Origin of the sequence: Pseudomonas abyssi (assembly GCF_002307495.1) — a bacterium.
Classification (GTDB): domain Bacteria; phylum Pseudomonadota; class Gammaproteobacteria; order Pseudomonadales; family Pseudomonadaceae; genus Halopseudomonas; species Halopseudomonas abyssi.
On sequence record NZ_NTMR01000003.1, the window covers coordinates 456,319 to 473,601 of the forward strand.

At 62.3% G+C, this 17,283-nt stretch carries 13 protein-coding genes; 6 read left to right on the forward strand and 7 right to left on the reverse strand.

All coding sequences use genetic code 11. The features are described 5' to 3' along the window. Positions 1–24: 24 nt before the first annotated feature. A complete protein-coding gene (locus CNQ84_RS04595; RefSeq protein ID WP_096003720.1) occupies positions 25–186 on the reverse strand; it encodes a YjiS-like domain-containing protein in 162 nt (53 codons plus the stop codon). 165 nt (positions 187–351) lie between these two features. Here CNQ84_RS04595 and CNQ84_RS04600 point away from each other — a divergent pair, with 165 nt between their 5' ends. Next, positions 352–1,761, forward strand: a complete 1,410-nt coding sequence (locus tag CNQ84_RS04600; protein WP_096003721.1) for an aminotransferase-like domain-containing protein — start codon at positions 352–354, stop codon at positions 1,759–1,761. A 43-nt stretch (positions 1,762–1,804) separates the two neighbouring features. On the opposite strand, the gene rloA3 is transcribed toward CNQ84_RS04600, so the two are convergent. From rloA3 to CNQ84_RS04620, 4 genes are all read right to left on the reverse strand, one after another. Further along, a complete protein-coding gene (gene rloA3 / locus CNQ84_RS04605; protein ID WP_096003722.1) occupies positions 1,805–2,329 on the reverse strand; it encodes a retropepsin-like aspartic peptidase RloA3 in 525 nt (174 codons plus the stop codon). Positions 2,330–2,806: 477 nt separating this feature from the next. Then, complete coding sequence (locus CNQ84_RS04610; RefSeq protein WP_096003723.1) at positions 2,807–4,423, reverse strand: SMP-30/gluconolactonase/LRE family protein; 1,617 nt, start codon at positions 4,421–4,423, stop codon at positions 2,807–2,809. A gap of 738 nt (positions 4,424–5,161) precedes the next feature. Further along, positions 5,162–7,015 carry an ABC transporter ATP-binding protein gene (locus CNQ84_RS04615; protein ID WP_096003724.1) on the reverse strand — a complete coding sequence of 618 codons (1,854 nt, stop codon included), beginning with the start codon at positions 7,013–7,015 and terminating at the stop codon, positions 5,162–5,164. Between the two features lie 133 nt (positions 7,016–7,148). Then, positions 7,149–7,811 carry an SGNH/GDSL hydrolase family protein gene (locus CNQ84_RS04620; RefSeq protein ID WP_165771224.1) on the reverse strand — a complete coding sequence of 221 codons (663 nt, stop codon included), beginning with the start codon at positions 7,809–7,811 and terminating at the stop codon, positions 7,149–7,151. Positions 7,812–8,309: 498 nt separating this feature from the next. Here CNQ84_RS04620 and nirB point away from each other — a divergent pair, with 498 nt between their 5' ends. The 4 genes from nirB to CNQ84_RS04640 are packed head-to-tail and all read left to right on the forward strand — an operon-like array spanning position 8,310 to position 13,809. Then, positions 8,310–10,871, forward strand: a complete 2,562-nt coding sequence (gene nirB / locus CNQ84_RS04625; protein WP_096003726.1) for a nitrite reductase large subunit NirB — start codon at positions 8,310–8,312, stop codon at positions 10,869–10,871. Continuing rightward, complete coding sequence (gene nirD / locus CNQ84_RS04630; protein ID WP_096003727.1) at positions 10,868–11,230, forward strand: nitrite reductase small subunit NirD; 363 nt, start codon at positions 10,868–10,870, stop codon at positions 11,228–11,230. The genes nirB and nirD overlap by 4 nt, the downstream gene beginning before the upstream one ends. A 43-nt stretch (positions 11,231–11,273) precedes the next feature. Continuing rightward, complete coding sequence (locus CNQ84_RS04635; RefSeq protein ID WP_096003728.1) at positions 11,274–12,083, forward strand: formate/nitrite transporter family protein; 810 nt, start codon at positions 11,274–11,276, stop codon at positions 12,081–12,083. Between the two features lie 13 nt (positions 12,084–12,096). Further along, complete coding sequence (locus CNQ84_RS04640; protein WP_096003759.1) at positions 12,097–13,809, forward strand: bifunctional protein-serine/threonine kinase/phosphatase; 1,713 nt, start codon at positions 12,097–12,099, stop codon at positions 13,807–13,809. Here the strand turns inward: CNQ84_RS04640 and CNQ84_RS04645 are convergent. Next, complete coding sequence (locus tag CNQ84_RS04645; protein ID WP_096003729.1) at positions 13,765–14,991, reverse strand: MFS transporter; 1,227 nt, start codon at positions 14,989–14,991, stop codon at positions 13,765–13,767. The genes CNQ84_RS04640 and CNQ84_RS04645 overlap by 45 nt on opposite strands. Next, on the reverse strand, positions 14,988–15,431 hold the full coding sequence (locus CNQ84_RS04650) for a RidA family protein (RefSeq protein ID WP_096003730.1): 444 nt from the start codon (positions 15,429–15,431) through the stop codon (positions 14,988–14,990). The genes CNQ84_RS04645 and CNQ84_RS04650 overlap by 4 nt, the downstream gene beginning before the upstream one ends. A gap of 192 nt (positions 15,432–15,623) precedes the next feature. On the opposite strand from CNQ84_RS04650, the gene CNQ84_RS04655 reads away from it, so the two are divergent. Beyond that, positions 15,624–17,045, forward strand: coding sequence for an aminotransferase-like domain-containing protein (locus tag CNQ84_RS04655; RefSeq protein ID WP_096003731.1), 1,422 nt, complete (start codon positions 15,624–15,626; stop codon positions 17,043–17,045). Positions 17,046–17,283 lie beyond the last annotated feature (238 nt).

Below are 17,283 nucleotides of genomic sequence, written 5' to 3' on the forward strand. Positions count from 1 at the left end.
TCTGCCCGTTCTGGTAAGGGCAGATTAGCCTCGCTTGCGCAGCAGCGGTTGTTTGAGGGCGCGTTCCAGTGCTGCCCGATCCTGACCGATGTCAGCCAACAGGCGGTCGTCCAGGCGTAGCAGTCGGCGGCAGGTCTGCCTGCGCCGCAGGCCAGTGCGTAGCTGGGTGAGCCAGTGTGTCGTCATGTTCCATCCTCTAGCGATGCTTGACGCCACTGTAAGGAAGGCGCTGAATTTGATACAGATTCAGGTTTTCTGTTTTTTATTGATACAGATGGCGGAAAATGGCGGCTGTATTCCGCCTGTGGGCGTTATCTGTACTGGTTTTTTGGCGTGTGTTGAGGGGCTGTAATGAAACGCTATGAGCGGGTGGCTGCTGCGCTGCAGCAGCGTATGGATCATGGCCTGTACCGGACGGGCGACCGTCTGCCCTCGATCCGCGAGTTGTGCGCCGAGTTTGCGGTAAGCGTCTCCACGGTGCAGACGGCCTATGCTGAACTCGAGTCGACAGGTCTGGTCGAGGCCAGGCCCAAGTCCGGCTATTTTATGCAGGCGCGCCGGCGTCACGGGTTGCTGCCAGCGCCAAGTCGGCCGGCGCAACGCCCGCTGGATGTGTCGCAGTGGGACGAGGTGTTGGCCTTGGTCAATCAGGCTGAGCACGAGGCCGGCCTGCGCTTGGGGAGCGGTTCACCGGATCTGACAGCGGTTACGCTGAAGCCGCTGCGCCGAGAGCTGTCGGCGCTGTATCGGCGCAACGAGCCGGCGTTGGACAACTACGACACCCTGGCCGGCAGTCTCGCCCTGAGACGGCAGCTGGCGCGGCTGGCCGGGGCGGCCGGTACGTCGCTGCATGAGGACGACATTGTCATCACCTCAGGCTGCCAGGAGTCGCTCTCCATCGCGATCCGCACCCTGACGACTCCGGGCGATGTGGTGGCGGTGGATTCGCCCAGCTTTTACGGCAGTATGCAGACGCTTAAGGCCCACGGGCTCAAGGCGCTTGAGTTGCCTACCGATCCCCGCAGCGGTATCAGCCTGCAAGCCTTGGAGCTGGCCCTTGAGCAGTGGCCGATCAAGGCTATCCAGCTGACTGCGACCAACAACAACCCGCTTGGCTTCACCATGCCCGATGAGCGCAAGCAGGCGCTGGTCCGTCTGGCGCAGCGTTTTGACGTAGCGATCATCGAAGATGATGTCTATGGCGACCTGGCATATACCGGGCCGCGGCCGCGAACCATCAAGTCGTGGGACGAGGACGGTAGGGTGCTGCTGTGCAGCGGTTTTTCCAAGACGTTGATGCCTTCATTGCGTTTGGGCTGGATTGCCCCCGGACGCTATCGTGAACAGGCCTTGCACATGAAGTTTGTGTCGACCGGTGCTACTGCAACCGTGCCGCAGCTGGCGGTGGCACGCTTCATTGAGAGGGGAGGCTACGAGCGTCACCTGCGTCAGGCGGTACGCCTTTATCAGCGTAACCTGGCGGTGATCCTGGGCTGGATTCAATCGCTGTTTCCCGCAGATATCGCCGTCAGCTGCCCGCAGGGCGGCTTTGTGTTGTGGGTCGAGTTGCAGGGAGTGGACTGCGTCAAGCTCAACGCCCGTCTTCAGCGCCATGGTATTCAGATCGCGCCGGGGGTGGTGTTCTCGGCGTCTGGCAAGTATCGGGATTGTTTGCGGATCAACCTGGTCAGGGCCGATGCTGAGGTAAAAGCGGCGTTGCAGCGCATGGCGCAGGAAGTAGACCAGCTACGCAGCCGGTGATGCGGGCGGGCGGACCTCGGCCGAGGTCCGCCCTGGGCCGTGATCAGGCGTTGTCTGTGCCGCAGTCCGGCTCGGCCGTGTAGGTGAGGTTGGAGTCGACATTGCCGAGATTGTCCAATGTGCGACGTCCCAGCAGCACCGGGTAGTGCATATTGCTGCGGTCTCGCAGGGAGAACTCTTCGTTGAGACGCTCGCCGGCAATGCACACGTCCATGCGCACAACCGGACGCTCTTCCGAGCCGCCGGCGCCGCGCACGCGCAGATCGCGCTCAAGCGGCCGCTCAAAGGTCTCGCTGATAATGCTCTCGGACTTCAAGTCTTCCAGTGCCACCTTGAAGCGCACCCAAGGCTGACCGTCGCGTTCAAAGCGCTCAATGTCTTCGGCGTGCATGGAGGAGGTCAGCGCGCCGGTATCCAGCTTGAATTTGACGGTCATGTCTGCGGGTTCGATAACGCCCTGTTCAATCCAGCCGAGGTTGCGCGATGTATCGGCATTGGCGGACAGCGGCAATGCGGCGGCGAGGGCAAGAGCGGTTGGAATAAACAGCGTTTTCAAGGTTGCAGGCATGGGTAGTCTCCTGAGGCTGCCAGTTCAATATGCATAAATGGACTAGCCGCACCTGGAATTGTTCCGCGTGCGTTATCAGCAGCGGGTCGGTAATACGCTGCTATCGGGCTGTCACGGGGGCAGAGGATGCAGTCTCGAAGCACAAGGTATCCTTGCCCCTGTGCACGCTCAACCCGTCCACCAACTGTCTGCAACCCCTGTATTGACGCGGTCTTGCTGAGAGGCTGTGTTGTCGCAAGTAGCGTCTTGCGGGTAGCGGTTTACCGCGTCGAGGGCACTGATCGAGGCAGTGGGAGGGCGTCACCGGCCCGCTTGCCATACATATCGAGACACACTTAGCGCGTCGGTCGGTGCATGGCTCGGGCAACAGCGCCCCCGGAAACGGGGGCGCTGTGCGTTTGGCTTGAGTGATTGTTGCTGATGCGGCCTTGGTCCGTCCTCTTGCGGTCCATACTCGCCATCTCGGCGCGCTGGTTGTCAGTTCGGAGCAAGGCGATACAGGCCATTGTCGATATCGGAAGGGAAGAAGATCTGACCCTGCGCATCGATAGCCAGGCCCGTCGGCAGGCCGGTGGGCGGCATGCCGGGGCCGGGTTTCAGGCCGATGGGCAGGTTGTCGGCGGCGACTTCGGTCGCGCCGCTTTGCGGGTCGATGATCAGCAGTCGTTGTGCGCTGGGCTCGGCGACCAGCAGCCGGCCGTCCGGCAGTTCGGCCAGCCCCTCCGGCAGCTGCAGGCCGTTGGCCAGGGTATTGAGCGCACCGCTCTCGGGGTCGAAGCGGGTCAGCTCGCCGTTCATTTGGGTCAGGTAGACCATGCCGTCGCGGCCCCGAATCATCTGTACCGGCCCCTGCAGGCCGTTCGCTGCGTCGCTGCGCTGCGCCAGTTCCGGCCCGGACAGGCGCAGCAACTTGCCGCTGCCCATTTCGCTGACCAGCACACTGCCGTCTTCCAGCTCTACCGCCGCGGAGGGCGCGTTCAAATGGTGGACCATGGCCAGGGTGCTGTTGTCGCTGCGGCTGATCAGTTGCAAGGTGCCGGTCGAGAAGCTGGTCACCAGCAGACGCTCGCGGCCCAGGCTGACATTGATCGGGTATTCGGCATCCGAGCCATGGGCGCGGCGCAGGTCGGTCACCTTGCCGCTGTCGGTATCGACCGCGCGCAGGGCAAAGACATCGGCCACATAGAGCGTTTTGCCATCTTCGCTGAGGGCCAGCCCGGCGGGCACCGCCAGGTCGCCGCCGACGATCTGCCGGGTATCGCCAGTCTGCGGGTTGACCTGGGTGATGCGGTTGTTGGCCATGTTGGAGACGTAGATGCGATCCTGGGCGTCCAGTGCCAGGTTGTCCAGTGAGCTGTAGAGTTGGGCAACGAGGCGGGTTTGCCCATTGTTTTGATCGACTTGTTTGAGCTGTCCGTGGAAAGTGTCGATGGCGTAGAGGTTGCCTTTGGAGTCGAAATTGGCGGCGGCCGGGATCGTGAAGTCGCTGGAAATGACCTTGATGTCGCCGTCAGCCGGGTTGATTCGCACGATCTGACCTTTGAACCAGAGCGGTCCGTACAGCCAGCCATCGCTGCCGACCTCAAACCCGTTGAAGCCGCCGATGTCCTTGGCGATCTGCCTTGGTGGCTGCTGTCCCGTGCGGTCGATCTCCCAGACCGCGTCACCGAGGAACACCTGACTGGCGTACAGCGCTCCGGTCTCGTCGTTGAAGTCCAGCGAGTTGATGCCGGGCAGGTCGGTTGCCAGCACCTGGATGGGGGCGTCGTCGTTCTCTCGATACAGCAGGCGGCCGGAGTAGAACCCGGTCCAGGCCATTTCGCCGTTGGGGCCGATGGCGATGTCGTCAGCCTGGCCATCGTCCGGGTCTATCAAGGTGCTCACTTCGCCGCTGTCGATGTCGACCTGATAGATGCTGTTGCCGACCACGCTGCCGGCGAGCAGACGGCCCTGCTTGTCGATGGCCAGGCCGTGAACGCCCTTGAAAGGAGAGGGGGCGACAATCTGTTCGGGTGCGGAGTAGTTGGTGGCTAACGCCAGAGGGGCAAGGCTGAATAGTCCGGCGAGCGTAAGGGTGCGAAGGCGCAACGTCATCTTGGAGCTTCCTTGTTGTTGTTTTGCTCCGATTCTAGTCTTGGTTGACGGCGTTTGTGGGTGCAATCAGGCGGGGTTATGTCGGGGGATAAATGGTCTCTGTCATTCACGTGCTACGCGCTTCCCGAGGTACTCCACGCAATGCCGCAGGTAACAAAGTGCGATCGCTGTTGAAGAATGCACGGTGCCACTCCCCGTTTACGCGGGCGAGTAGCGCAGGGCTGACGGGAAAAAGAGTCATAGGATGTCTGAGGAGCGCAGCGACGAGTTTTATGACTCCCCGTTAGCCCGAGCAACGCAGTGAACCCGAAGGGCCGCGTAGTCGGGTGCCGGGGGGATTCCGGGAAGCGCTAACCCATTTCACATGCCCTCTGGCGCGCAGGCCGGTCCGCAATCAAGGCGTGGTTTCGAAGGTATGTCGGGACCTGTCGAGAAACTACAACGCAGAGTGCGAACCGGCCTGAGCGCCCCGCAGGGCGAGCGCTCAAGCGCGCATCTGACTGCGTTGCGCTGTTTGCCAATAGAACCACTATTGGCTGCACATCGCGCCTTGCATCTGCATGCTTGAGCGCTCGCAGAGGGCATATGAAATGGGTTAGCGCTTCCCTTTGGGGGGCCGGGCAAGCGGCCCCCTTTGGCTCGCCGGCGAAGGCGAAAAGCGAATCGGGAAGCTCCACCGACAAACAGCTGAAAACGGGGGGGCGAGAATATCCACTTGCGACAAATGCCCCCGCCACCTCACGCCGGCTGCCCAGCCTCCTCCAGCTCCTCACCAATAAAGCCACCGGACTGACGCGCCCAGAGGCGAGCATAGACGCCGTTTTGCTCGATCAGCTCGGCGTGGGAGCCTTGCTCGATGATATTGCCGTGTTCCAGTACCACCAGGCGGTCCATCTGCGCGATGGTGGACAGGCGGTGGGCGATGGCGATAACGGTTTTGCCGTCCATCAGCCGGTTCAGGTTCTCCTGAATCGCTGCTTCCACGTCCGAGTCGAGCGCCGAGGTGGCTTCGTCGAGAATCAGAATGGGCGCGTCCTTGAGCATCACCCGCGCAATGGCAATCCGTTGGCGCTGGCCGCCGGACAGCTTCACGCCGCGCTCGCCCACGTGGGCATCAAAGCCGCGGCGGCCCTTGGCGTCTTCCAGCTCGGTAATGAACTGATCGGCCTCGGCGTTGCGCGCGGCCTGGTGCATCATCGGTTCATCGGCATCCGGGCGGCCGTAGAGGATGTTGTCACGTACCGAGCGGTGCAGCAGCGAGGTGTCCTGGGTGACCATGCCAATGTGCTCGCGCAGACTGTCCTGCTGCACGTCGGCGATGTTCTGGCCGTCGATTACCACGCGACCGCCCTCGACGTCATAGAAACGCAGCAGCAGGTTGACCAGCGTGGATTTGCCGGCGCCTGAGCGGCCGACCAGACCGATCTTTTCACCTGGGCGAATGTGCAGGTTGAGCTGTTCCATCACACCGCTGCCCTTGCCGTAGTGGAAGCTGACATTCTCGAACCGAATGTCGCCCTGGCTCACGACTAGCGGCGCTGCGTTCGGGCGGTCAAGTACCAGTTGCGGACGGGAGATAGAGTTGACGCCGTCCTGCACCGTGCCGATGTTTTCGAACAGGGCGGACAGCTCCCACATGATCCACTGCGACATGCCCCACAGGCGCAGCACTAGCGCGACCGCCACGGCCACCGCACCGACGCTGATCGAATCCTGCACCCACAGCCACAGCGCGAGGCCGGCAACGCCAAGCAACAGCAGGGCGTTGAGCACGTAGAGCAGGCTGTACAGGGTGGTGACCAGCCGCATCTGCTTGTATACGGTGACCATGAACTGGTCCATGCCCTCGCGCGCATAGGCCGATTCGCGGCGGGCGTGGGAGAACAGCTTGACCGTCTGGATGTTGGTATAGCTGTCGACGATGCGGCCCGTCATGACCGACCGGGCATCGGCCTGTACCTTGGCGACCTGGCCCAGCACCGGAATGAAATAGCGCATCAGCAGGATATAGCCGACCAGCCAGCCGAGCATCGGCAAGGTCAGGCGCCAGTCGGCAAAACCGACCAGGATCAGGGTGCCGATGAAATACACACAGATGTAGTTGAGTACGTCGATCAGCTTGATCACGCACTCGCGTACCGCCAACGCCGTCTGCATCAGCTTGGTGGCAATGCGTCCGGCAAACTCGTCCTGATAGAAGGCCATCGACTGCTTCAGCAGATAGCGGTGCACCAGCCAGCGGATGCGCATGGGGTAGTTGCCCATCAGCGTCTGATGGGTCATCAGGCTGTTGATGAAGATCAACGTTGGCAGGGCAACCAGCACCACAAAGGCCATGCCGGCCAGTTTCCATGCTTCTGTCTGCAGGAAGGTCTCGCGATTCTGCTCCGACAGCCAGTCGACAATGCTGCCGAGAAAGCCAAATAGCCAGACCTCCGCGATGGCGATCCCGGCCATCAGCAGCGAGGCCATGATGATGTAGGGCCATGCGCCCTTGGTGAAGTGCAGGCAGAAGGGCAGCAGCTTGCGTGGCGGCTCGCTGAGCTCTTCAACGGGAAACGGATCAAGACGGTTTTCAAACCAGCGGAACATGCGGCGGCCTGCGGAATAACGAGGGGGGAAGGCCGTGCATTATGAGCGCCAAGGAGGCGGGGCTCAAGCGGACACGGCAAGCCGTGTCCCTACGTTTGAGAGGAGAGCCCGGCACCCCGGCCCTTCCGCAACATCAATCCAGCGCTTGCAGGATCTTGTCAGCCAGTACACGGGAGCCGGCGGCGGTCGGGTGGATACCGTCGCTGATGATGTACTGAGCCTCCTTGCCGGCAAATGCGGCACGCACATCAACAAACTTCACACCCATGCCCGGATAGGCCGCGGCCTTGTAGTTCATGCTGTAGTTGTTGATGTCGTGCAGATCGATGGCGCTGCCAACGGCGTTGTAGTAGCCGAGGAAGATGATCTCTTCGATGCCGTCGTTGCGCATCTTCTGCACCAGCGCGGCGATGCGGTTTTCCAGGTCGTTGAGTAGTGGCATGCAGGCGCTCAGCGACGGACGGCAGCTGTTGAGCTGAATGTCGTTGCCGCCGCCGTTGAAAATCACCGTGCGGATGCCGCTCTTATCGGCGCGGGCGTACTGGTTTTCGACCGAGTACAGACGTGAACAGAGAATGTTACCGCCGGTCAGCTGGCAGCCCGAGCGGGCGTAGGTGTCGATGTTTTCATCCAGGTCCGCTTCCAGGTTTTCGTGGATATCGCCGGACAGGGCGAAGATCGAGTCGCCGAGGATCATGGTGTCGGGGGAGCTGATCGGGTTGGTTGCCAGCGCTGGCAGGCTGAACACTGCGCTGAGGGTCAGGGCGGCGAGGCCGCGTTTGAACAACGTGTGCATGGATATTCCTTCTTTTTGTTGTGCTGGCCGGTCCCCCAATAAGGCTGAATCTGGTATTGAAACAAAAGGAGACATTTTTGCGTTGTGCGTCGCGCATCTTAGGCACAGAGGCGGGTTAAACAAGCACCCAAACGGGCGAGCACGGCGGGGAGCTGCGTGCACCATTGCGGACGCGGCGCGGGCTTGATGCACTGCGCTGGTTCGCGGGCGGGCGTTCCGCAGGGCTGCTTTCGAATCAGTTTGTTTTTATTAAGTCATTATTTATCAATGTCTTATATTCGGTTATGGGGTTTTATTAAAAGCTGGCACGGCTGTTGCTGAACAGATTCGCAGGGCCGCTAGCGAGTCAGGCCCCTTGCTCAGGCAGCCGGCGCACAGCGCCCCAGCCGAGCAGCACAATTCGAGAATCCAAGGCAAAGGCGCCTGCAACTGGAGACAGTTGCAGGCGCCTTTTTTGTTGTCTGCCGAAAAAGGCAGACCCGTGATAGAGGACTGGCCATGAATGCGTTCGTCGCCCCGATCAAGAAAGAAACGCTGATCATTATCGGCAATGGCATGGTGGGTCACCATTGCATCGAGCAGCTCGTCGAACAGGGTGCACTTGCCCATTATCAGGTGCACGTGTTTGGCGAAGAGCGCCAGCGGGCTTACGACCGTGTCCACCTGTCGGAGTACTTCGGTGGGCGTGATGCCGAGTCGCTGGCGCTCTGCGCTGCGGACTATTACAGCGAGCACGGCGTGCAGGCGCATTTGCATGAAGCGGTGCTCGAGATCGACCGCGCGCAGCAGGAGGTGGTGACCGCCAACGGCCGCCTCGCCTACGACAAGCTGATTCTGGCCACCGGCTCCTATCCCTTTGTGCCGCCGATTCCGGGCGCTGAGGGTAACTCACGACTGGTTTACCGCACGTTGGATGATCTGGATGCGATTCGTGCGGCGGCGAGCGGTGCGCGCCGGGGCGTTGTGGTCGGTGGCGGCCTGCTCGGGCTGGAAGCGGCTAACGCGCTGAAATCACTGGGACTGGAGGCGCACGTCGTCGAGTTCGCCCCGCGGCTGATGCCGGTGCAGCTGGACGAAGACGGTGGCGCGGCGCTCAAGGCGCGGATCGAAGCGCTCGGTGTTGGCGTACACCTGTCCCGCGCGACCAGCGAGATCGTTGCCGGTGAGGATTACGCCTATCGCATGAACTTCGCCGACGGCGAATCACTGGAAACCGACCTGATCGTCTTTTCCGCTGGCATCCGCCCGCAGGACACCCTGGCGCGCTCTGCCGGGCTGGCCGTTGCCGAGCGCGGCGGGGTGGTGATCGACGACGGTTTCTGCACTAATGCCCCGGCCATCTTCGCCATCGGCGAGTGCGCCTCCTGGCAGGGCCGGGTCTTCGGTCTGGTCGCCCCTGGGTACAGCATGGCGCGCAACCTGGCCGCGTTGCTGGTTGGGCGCCCGCATGAGGCGTTTTCCGGCGCCGACATGTCGACCAAGCTGAAACTGCTGGGCGTCGACGTCGGCTCCATCGGCGACGCCCACGGCGCCACCGAAGGGTCGCGCAGCTACCGCTATATCGACGATGTGACCAACAGCTACCGTCGGCTGGTGGTCTCGGCCGATGGCAAGCGGGTGATTGGCGCCGTGCTGGTCGGCGATAACAGCTACTACGACACCCTGCTGCAATACGCCCTGAACGGCATCAAGCTGCCGGCCGATCCGGCCAGCCTGATTCTGCCGGTCGGTGAGGGCGCGCCGACGCTGGGCGCCGATGCGCTGCCGGATACCGCGACCATCTGCTCCTGCCATAACGTCAGCAAGGGGGCGATCTGCTGTCAGGTCGATGCCGGCTGTACCGATCTGGGCGAACTCAAGGCCAGCACTAAGGCGGCGACCGGTTGTGGCGGTTGTGCGGCGCTGCTCAAGCAGGTGTTTGAGCACGAACTGTCGGCCCGCGGCGTCGAGGTCGACAAGAGCCTGTGTGAGCACTTCGCGCACACCCGTCAGGAGCTCTACGGCATCGTTCGCGTCGAGGGCATCGAGAGTTTCGAAGAGCTGCTGGCCAAGCACGGTCGTGGTCATCACGGCTGCGACATCTGCAAGCCGGCGGTCGGTTCGATTCTCGCCTCCTGCTGGAACCAGCCGATCACCGACCCGTGGCTGATTCCGTTGCAGGACACCAACGATACCTTTATGGCCAACATGCAGAAGAATGGCACCTACTCGATTGTGCCGCGCATCGCCGGGGGTGAGATCACGCCGGAGAAGTTGATCGTGCTCGGCCAGGTTGCCAAGAAATACGACCTCTACACCAAGATTACCGGTGGCCAGCGCATCGACCTGTTTGGCGCGGAACTGCACGAGCTGCCCGATATCTGGGCCGAGCTGATCGAGGCGGGTTTCGAGACCGGCCACGCCTACGGCAAGTCGCTGCGTACCGTGAAATCCTGCGTCGGCAGCACCTGGTGCCGCTACGGCGTGCAGGACAGCGTCGGCATGGCGCTGACCCTGGAGGATCGCTACAAGGGCCTGCGCTCACCACACAAGATCAAGTTCGCCGTGTCCGGTTGCACCCGCGAATGCGCCGAGGCGCAGAGCAAGGATGTCGGCGTGATCGCCACCGAGAAGGGTTGGAACCTCTACGTGGCCGGCAACGGCGGCATGCGCCCGCGTCACGCCGAGCTGTTCGCCACCGACCTTGATGACGCAACGCTGATCAAGTACATCGACCGCTTCCTGATGTTCTACGTGCGCACCGCCGATCGCCTGCAACGTACCTCGGTCTGGCGCGAGAGCCTGGAAGGCGGGCTGGAATACCTGCAGGACGTGATCATCAACGACAGTCTGGGCCTGGGCGCCGAGCTGGAAAGCCAGATGCAGCTGGTGATCGACCGCTATGAGTGCGAGTGGGCCAACGCCATCAGCGACCCGGAAAAACTCAAGCGCTTCCGCACCTTCGTCAATGACGAGCGCAAGGACCCGGATATTCACTTCGTCAGGGAGCGCGGCCAGCGTCGGCCGGTCAAGGCTTCCGAACTGCACCTGATTCCCGTCGCCGAGGAGGCCGCCCAATGACCCGTTCCAGCACATCTCCGCAAACCGCTACCCAATGGCGCGCGCTCTGCGCCCGTGCCGATCTGGTTGCCAACTCCGGTGTGGTGGCCTGGCTCGACGGTGAGCAGGTCGCCCTGTTCCACCTGCCCAGCGAAGAGCAACTGTTTGCCATTGCCAACCGTGACCCCCAATCCGGCGCTAACGTGATTGGTCGCGGCATTATCGGCCAACTCAAGGGCGAGCTGGTGATAGCCTCGCCGCTGTACAAACAGCACTTTCGTCTGCGCGATGGTCAGTGCGTCGAATACCCCGATCAGCAGTTGCAGGTGTGGCCTGTCCGCCTGCAGGGCGATCAGGTCGAGATCGGATTGGCGGTCTGAAGCCGCCAGCCACACCGCGTTTCACTATCTGGAGAGTTGAATCATGTCTTACCTGATCCCTACCGAGTTTGTGACCAAGATGGTCGACTCCGGTGAGTCGAAAATCTTTATGTCGACCCGCGACACTCTGATCCGCGCCTACATGGCCGGGGCGATTCTGGCGCTGGCGGCGGTATTCGCCATCACCATCACAGTGCAGACTGGCTCGCCGCTGGTCGGTGCGGCCTTCTTTCCGGTCGGCTTTATCATGCTGTATCTGATGGGGTTTGACCTGCTTACCGGGGTCTTTGTGCTCTGTCCGCTGGCGCTGCTGGACCGTCGCCCGGGAGTGACCGTACAAGGCGTGCTGCGGAACTGGGGGCTGGTGTTTGTCGGCAACTTTGCCGGGGCCCTGACAGTGGCGGTGATGATGGCCTTTGTCTTCACATACGGGTTTTCTGCAGCGGCAGGTGAGGTGGGCGAGAAGATCTCCCACATCGGTGAGAGCCGCACCCTGGGCTACGCCGAGTACGGTCTGGCCGGCTGGCTGACGATCTTTCTGCGCGGCATGCTGTGCAACTGGATGGTCTCGATGGGCGTGGTTGGCGCAATGATCTCCACCACGGTGGGCGGCAAGGCCATCGCCATGTGGATGCCCATCATGCTGTTCTTTTATATGGGCTTTGAGCACTCGGTGGTGAACATGTTTCTGTTCCCCTTCGGCATGATCATGGGCGGTGACTTCTCCGTCATGGATTACATGATCTGGAACGAAATCCCGACTGCGCTGGGTAACCTGGTTGGCGGTCTGGCGTTTACCGGTCTGACCCTCTACACCACCCATGTCCGCACTGCACCCAGTCGCGCGCTCTGAGAGCGCGTTGGCGATGGCGATCTTGCAGCTGTCGCTGGGGCAGTGCTCCAGCGCCGGCCGCAAGGCGTTGAACCAGGATCACTGCACGGCGCAGATTCCTGACGGGCCGCTACTGACAGCCAAGGGCGCGGTGCTGGCGCTGGCCGATGGCATCAGCTCCAGCGTGGTCAGTCAGGAGGCCGCGCAGGCGGCAGTAAACGGCTTTGTGCAGGATTACTATTGCACGGCTGATCCCTGGTCGGTGAAGCAGGCGGGGGAGCGGGTGATCAGCGCGCTCAACTCCTGGCTTTACGCCCAAAGCAGACGCAGTCAGTATCGCTACGACCGTGATCGTGGTTACGTCTGTACCTTCAGCGCGCTGGTGGTCAAATCCACCACGGCGCACCTCTTTCACGTTGGCGACGCGCGGGTCTATCGCGTTCACCGACGCAGGCTTGAGCAGCTCACTGTCGATCACCGGGCCTGGCTCGGTGAGCAGAGCCAGCTGACTCGGGCTCTCGGCGTTAATGAGCGGCTGGATATCGACTATCAGTCGCTGGCGCTGGAGGTGGGTGAGGTGTTCCTGCTGGCAACCGACGGGGTTTACGAGTTCATTGACCCGGCACGCGTCGGTGAGTTGATCGACGCCCATGACGGCGACCTGCAACGCGCTGCCGATGCGCTGGTGGCCGAAGCGCTGGCCAATGGCAGTGACGACAACCTGACCGCGCAGTTGCTGCGTATCGACAGTCTGCCTAATGGGCAGGCGGCGGAACTGCACCGCCAGTTTGCCGATCTGCCGCTGCCACCGGTGCTGGAACCGGGCAAGGTGATCGATGGCCTGCGGGTGATTCGTCAGTTGCACGTCAGCCCCCGCAGTCATGTGTATCTGGTGGAGGATCAGACGAGCGGCGCGCAGCTGGTGCTTAAGGCACCGTCGGTTGAGCAACAGTACGACCGGGTGCAGTTGGAGCGCCTACTAACCGAAGAGTGGGTCGCCCGCCGCATTGATAACCCTCACGTGATGAAGGCCGCGTCGGCAGGGCGGCCGCGCAGCTATCTCTATTGCCTGTGTGAGTACATCGAAGGCCAGACCCTGGCCCAATGGATGTGCGACAACCCGCAACCCTCGCTGGAGCGGGTGCGCGATATCGTCGAACAGATTGCCCGCGGCCTGCGGGCCTTCCACCGGCTGGAAATGCTGCATCAGGATCTGCGCCCGGCCAACATCATGCTCGATGCCGATGGTTGCGTGCGGCTGATTGACTTTGGTGCTGTGCAGGTGGCTGGTCTGCTGGAGGCCGGTGTGCAGCAGCCGAGCGCGCGTCTTGGTACCGCTCAGTACAGCGCGCCGGAGTACTTTGTCGGTGAGCAGGGCACCGCGCGCTCGGATCAGTTTGCGTTGGCTGCGATCACCTATCAGATGCTCAGTGGCGAGCTGCCCTATGGCGCTGAGCTGGCCCGAGCGCAGAGCCGCGCAGCCCAGCACCGGCTGCGTTATCGCTCGGTGCTGGATCCGCAGCGCAGCCTGCCGGCCTGGCTGGACCCGGTATTGCGCCGGGCCCTGAATCTGGACCCGTATAAGCGGTTTGAGGACTTGTCAGAATTCGTCTTCGAACTGCGTCAGCCAAGCGCCGCGATGCTCGCACAGGGTCGTGCGCCCTTGCTGCAGCGCAACCCGGTGCTGTTCTGGCAGCTCACCTCATTGGGGTTGGGGGTGGCACTGCTGGTCAGCCTGTTGCGCTGAATCGGCTCGCTTGAGCTGATGATCCCACGCCAGCACCGCGAGCGCGGCCAGTCCAAACCCGACGCCGACGGCACAGGTGCCGGTCCAGCCAGCATGACTCCAGGCACTGACGCCCAGTGCCGAGCCACTGGAGGCACCAGTGAAGTAGCACGTCATATAGACGGCATTGACCCGCGCGCGGGCCTGCGGCGCCAGTTGGTAAATCACGCTCTGGTTGCTGATATGCACGGCGGGGAGGGCGACATCCAGTACCAGCAGCGCGAGCAGGAAGCTCAACAGGTGCTCGCTGCCCAGATACAGCCCGGCCCAGCCGAGCAGTAACAGGCCGATAGCGGTCAGCGAGACGGATTGGCCCAGGCCGCGATCAGACAGTCGTCCGGCCAGACTGGCGGTGATCACCCCGGCCACGCCGATCAGCCCGATCAGGCCGATCTGGCTGTCACTCAACCCGAACGGTGGTGCCGACAGCAGCAATGCCATGGTCGAGAACAGCGCGCTGACCGAGCCGAACACCAGACCACCCAGCAATGAACGTGAGCGCAGGCGAGGGTGTTCGGCGGCCAGTTTCAGCAACGAGCGCAGTGTTGCTGCATAGCTCTTGGGAGCCGGGTTCCGCGCCTGCGGCAGCGCGTGCAGCAAGATGGCGGCCAGCAGCACCATCAGCACCGCGCTGACCTGGTACACCGTCTCCCAGCCGCCGAGCTCCGAGAGCAAGCCGGCCGCCGTGCGGGCCAGCAGAATCCCGGCCAGCAGGCCGCTCATCACCAGCCCGACGGCGCGCCCGCTGCGCAGTGGGTCAGACAGGTTGGCGGCCATCGGCACCAGTGTTTGCGCGGCAACCGAGAACACGCCGGTGATCAATGTGCCGACAATCAACAGCGAAAAACTGCCGCCCCAGCCGCTGATCGCCAGCCCGGCTGCGGCCAACAGCATCAGGCCGACCGCCAGGCCGCGTTGCTCCAGCTTGTCGCCCAGCGGGACCAGAAACAGCAGGCCGAATGCGTAAGCCACTTGCGAGAGGGTAACGGTGGAGGCGGCCAGCCCTTCGCTGATATTCAGGGCACTGGCCATTGAGGACAGCAATGGCTGATTGAAATAGTTGGCGCCGGCGCATAGGCCGGTCGCGGTGGCCATTATGAGCAGCGTCGCGGTGGACAGATAGCTGTCGTGCTTCTCGCTCATGCCCTGTGCTCCTCGCTGGCGGGCAGGCAGGCAACCGCGTCGATCTCGATCAGCATGCCATCCAGTGCCAGACGCGGTACCGGGATCAGCGTGCAGGCTGGCGCCGGGTTGTCTCCAGCAGCTTTGGCCAGTGCGGCGCTGATCAGCGCCAGCCGGGCTTCGCTGTGATCAACCACCAGAACGGTCAGCTTGACCACCTGGCTGAAGTGCGCGCCACCTGCGGCCAGGGCGTATTGCAGGTTGCTGAGGCAGTGCGTGAGTTGATCGGCAAAGTCGTCAGGCAGTCTGCCGCTGACGTCTTCCGCCCCCTGACCGGCAACGAACAGCCAGCGCACGTTGGTCGGTGTGAGCATGAGGTGGGAGTAGCCGTTGGGCGTTGGATCGTACAGGCCGGGTGGGTTGATTGCTTGCAGGGGCTGCGTGGGGCGCTGATCGGGCATGGCATCGAGTCCTTGGGTTGCGGTTGGGTGCGAGACCTGCGCACTCTAAAACCTGAGGTTAACTTGAGGTCAAGCGGGGACGGTGTGAAATATGCACCAAGTTGGCGCGTCAGCAAGAGCCGACTACACTCGCTGGATACCTACAAGAACAGTGATGCTCGCAGCGCGGTGTGCTGCGGGGCAAGGAACGCCATGGCTCAAGACCTTTTTCTGTATGAAACCCTGTGCGAACAGCTGGCGGTGCGGATTCGCGGCGGCGGCTTTGCCCCGGGCGAGCGCCTGCCTTCGGTGCGGGCATTGAGCAAAGCCTTTGGGGTGAGCATCAACACCACGGTTCAGTCGCTGCGCAAGCTCGAACTGGACGGCTATATCGAGGTGCGCGAGCGCTCAGGAGCCTACGTGCGCGAGCGTCTGCCAGCGAACGAGAGCACCGGTGTCGTCAGCCACTTTCCGTTGTTGCCGGTTGAGATTTCGCTCAGCGAAGACATTTTGCGCTACATGGAGCCGCATACGTCCGAGCAGACGCTGCATCTGGGGATCGCCTTGCCCGATGCCAGCCTGATGCCCGTCGACCGCCTGATGCGGTTGTGGCGCGACAGCAGTCGGCGGCAGGCCCGTGTGCTCTGGGACTACAGCCACCCAAACGGTCTGCCCAGGCTGACGCGCCAGTTGTCCCAGCGCAGTATCGGTTACCCCTCAGCGATTCAGGAGCAGGATATTCTGGTCACCAATGGCTGCATGGAGGCCATGGAGCTGGCGCTGCGCGCGGTCAGTCGGCCGGGCGATGTGGTGGCTGTCGAGTCGCCAACCTACTATGGCACCCTGCTGGCGCTGGGGGTGTTGAACCGCCGGGTGCTGGAAATATCCACCCATCATCGTGACGGCATTTGTCTGTATACCCTGGAGCAGGCGTTTCGGCGTGGGCAGGTCAAGGCCTGCATTGTGTCGTGCAATGCGCAGAATCCGCTGGGCTTTGTCATGTCGCCCGAACGCAAGCAGCGCCTGGTCGAGCTGGCGGTCCGCTATCAGGTGCCGCTGATCGAGAACGACATCTGGGGCGATACGGCCTATGCCGGAGAGGCGTTGCCGGCCAAGGCCTTTGATCAGCAGGGCATGGTCATCTATTGCACGTCCTTTTCGAAAACACTCATGCCCGGGCTGCGTCTTGGGTGGGTGGCCGGTGGGCGGTTTCATGATCGTCTGCGCGAGCTGAAGCAGATCAGCAGTATCACCACTGCGGCCGCGCCGCAGTTGGTCATGGCGCGGTTTCTGGAAAGCGGTGCTTACGCCCAGCACCTGATTCAGTTGCGTGGCCAGCTGCAGCAACAGGCGCTGGATGCGCTGGCGCTAGTGCGGCAGTCATTTCCGTCCGGTACCTGGGTGCAGCCGCCTGAGGGTGGTTGTGTGCTGTGGCTCAGGTTGCCGGAGCGGCGTGATTCCCGGGATCTGTTTCAGCAGGCCCTGAACGATGGCATCCATATCTTTCCGGGCAGTGTGTTTTCCGTTGGGCCTCGGCATTTCGATTTCCTGCGCATCAATGTGGGTAGTCCGCTGACCCTGCAGGTACGGGAGAAGCTGTTACGTCTGGGTGAGTTGGCGACCGGGCTTGGGTAGAGGTGGGTATCTGTGCCAGTCAGATGCACCAATCTGTACCTGTTTTCGATCACGCGGGCCGCACTAGCATGGGGCGTTGCACTTAAGGAAGCACTGATTAATTCAACATGCCCTGTTGCGTTCAGGCTGGGCCGCATCCGGCTGCACATCGCGCCTTGCATCTGCACGCTTGAGCACTCGCAGAAGGCGTGTGGAATTGATCAGCGCTTGCTTGGAAGAACAAAAAGCCCACTGCCAA

Excerpts from the sequence above, each read along its gene's own strand:
- CNQ84_RS04635 (WP_096003728.1), top strand. The coding sequence starts at position 11,274 with ATGTCTTACCTGATCCCTACCGAGTTTGTGACCAAGATGGTCGACTCC.
- CNQ84_RS04610 (WP_096003723.1), bottom strand. The coding sequence starts at position 4,423 with ATGACGTTGCGCCTTCGCACCCTTACGCTCGCCGGACTATTCAGCCTT.
- CNQ84_RS04620 (WP_165771224.1), bottom strand. The coding sequence starts at position 7,811 with ATGCACACGTTGTTCAAACGCGGCCTCGCCGCCCTGACCCTCAGCGCA.
- CNQ84_RS04595 (WP_096003720.1), bottom strand. The coding sequence starts at position 186 with ATGACGACACACTGGCTCACCCAGCTACGCACTGGCCTGCGGCGCAGG.
- nirD (WP_096003727.1), top strand. The coding sequence starts at position 10,868 with ATGACCCGTTCCAGCACATCTCCGCAAACCGCTACCCAATGGCGCGCG.
- CNQ84_RS04650 (WP_096003730.1), bottom strand. The coding sequence starts at position 15,431 with ATGCCCGATCAGCGCCCCACGCAGCCCCTGCAAGCAATCAACCCACCC.
- CNQ84_RS04615 (WP_096003724.1), bottom strand. The coding sequence starts at position 7,015 with ATGTTCCGCTGGTTTGAAAACCGTCTTGATCCGTTTCCCGTTGAAGAG.
- CNQ84_RS04600 (WP_096003721.1), top strand. The coding sequence starts at position 352 with ATGAAACGCTATGAGCGGGTGGCTGCTGCGCTGCAGCAGCGTATGGAT.
- CNQ84_RS04655 (WP_096003731.1), top strand. The coding sequence starts at position 15,624 with ATGGCTCAAGACCTTTTTCTGTATGAAACCCTGTGCGAACAGCTGGCG.
- rloA3 (WP_096003722.1), bottom strand. The coding sequence starts at position 2,329 with ATGCCTGCAACCTTGAAAACGCTGTTTATTCCAACCGCTCTTGCCCTC.
- CNQ84_RS04640 (WP_096003759.1), top strand. The coding sequence starts at position 12,097 with ATGGCGATCTTGCAGCTGTCGCTGGGGCAGTGCTCCAGCGCCGGCCGC.
- nirB (WP_096003726.1), top strand. The coding sequence starts at position 8,310 with ATGAATGCGTTCGTCGCCCCGATCAAGAAAGAAACGCTGATCATTATC.
- CNQ84_RS04645 (WP_096003729.1), bottom strand. The coding sequence starts at position 14,991 with ATGAGCGAGAAGCACGACAGCTATCTGTCCACCGCGACGCTGCTCATA.